The 1,785-nt window shown below is 48.7% G+C and carries 1 protein-coding gene; it reads right to left on the reverse strand.

Annotated features, from left to right (window positions below; all coding sequences use genetic code 11):
- Window positions 1-58: 58 nt before the first annotated feature.
- The gene (guaB, locus tag RT52_RS17590) at window positions 59-1,522 is read right to left on the reverse strand and encodes an IMP dehydrogenase (RefSeq protein ID WP_034816610.1); all 1,464 of its coding nucleotides are present in this window, start codon (window positions 1,520-1,522) and stop codon (window positions 59-61) included.
- Between the last annotated feature and the right edge of the window lie 263 nt (window positions 1,523-1,785).

The raw sequence follows: 1,785 nt of genomic DNA on the forward strand, positions 1-1,785 counted from the left end.
TTATATTGTCTCAAAAATTTAGGTTAGCCCATGCTCACGATTTGAGCAACGGATTTTTTTATCTTGAGTAGTTTGGTGCTTCTTTTGTGATATGCACATCGTGCGGATGGCTCTCTTGCAGTCCAGCACCTGTCATGCGGATGAACTGCGTGTCTTCACGCAACGCACGAATGTCCGCCGCGCCACAGTAGCCCATCCCTGAACGAAGACCACCGATGAGTTGGTAAACCGTATCGGCCAATTCACCCCGATAGGCGACGCGTCCTTCGATACCTTCTGGGACGAACTTCTTATCAGCTTCTTGGAAGTAACGGTCTTGGCTACCACGTTTCATCGATGCTTCCGATCCCATTCCACGATACGTCTTGAACTGACGGCCCTGGTAAATTTCCATTTCGCCCGGGCTTTCTTTCACACCGGCCAAGAGGCTACCGAGCATGACAGCATGCGCACCTGCAGCAATCGCCTTGACGATATCGCCTGAGTATTTGATGCCACCGTCGGCGATGACCGTCACGCCATGTTCACGGGCTTCTGTGACACAGTCATAGACAGCCGTGATTTGCGGCACACCCACTCCTGCGACAACACGTGTCGTACAAATCGAACCAGGACCGATACCGACTTTGATGACCGAAGCACCGGCTTCAATCAATGCCCGTGTCGCTTCCGCCGTCGCGACGTTACCTGCGATGATCGGGAGTGTCGGGAAAAGGTCACGTAGTTCTTTTACTTTCTCGATGACCCCTGCCGAGTGACCGTGCGCCGTATCGACGACGAGCGCATCAACGCCGGCATCGACCAGGATTTGTGCACGTGACGCAGCATCTCCCGTGACTCCGACTGCAGCCGCGACGAGGAGACGACCTTGCTTATCTTTCGCAGCATGCGGAAATTGTTCGACTTTCTCGATATCTTTCGTCGTGATGAGTCCCTTTAAAATGCCTGCATCATCGACGAGTGGTAACTTCTCGATTCGATGCTGGTGAAGGATGCGTTCCGCTTCTTCAAGCGATGTGCCGACTTTGGCCGTAACCAAGTTTTCAGTCGTCATGACGTCTTCAATCACCGTGGAATAGTCTTTAATGAAACGAAGGTCACGGTTCGTCAAAATCCCGATGAGTTTTCGTTCTGTTTCCGAGTTGACGATTGGTACGCCAGAAATCCGATATTTGCTCATCAAATATTCCGCATCATACACTTGCCGTTCTGGAGTTAAATAGAAAGGGTTTGTGATGACACCGTTCTCTGAACGTTTGACGCGATCGACGTGCTCGGCTTGCATTTCCATGGACATGTTCTTGTGAATGACACCTAGACCACCTTGGCGCGCCATCGCAATCGCCATCGGTGCTTCTGTGACTGTATCCATCCCAGCACTGATGACCGGAATATTCAACTCGAGGCCTTCACAAAGTTTCGTACTTAAGTTGACGTCTCTAGGTAAGACGTTTGAGAACCTCGGTACGAGTAAGACGTCATCAAATGTTAATCCTTCTTTTGCAAACTTGTTTTCCCACATAAAAATCGATTGCCCCTTTCCTATCGGACCCGAATCTTTGTTTCGAAATATTTCTGTAATGGTAACAGGTATGACGAGAAAGTGCAATTCAATTGAGGATGTTCAGAAAGTTCTGAATTGTGTTCGTTTGAGCGAACGTATGGGAAAAACATTCGGAAATCGTTTAAATTTTATTCATATAATAGGTAGTTTTAGAAGAAAAGCATAGAAAAAGACGACCAAGCAGATGCTTGACCGTCTCATGTTGCCTGGCAACGTCCTAT

It is taken from the genome of Exiguobacterium alkaliphilum 12/1, from assembly GCF_000714435.1.
GTDB classification, from domain to species: domain Bacteria; phylum Bacillota; class Bacilli; order Exiguobacteriales; family Exiguobacteriaceae; genus Exiguobacterium; species Exiguobacterium alkaliphilum.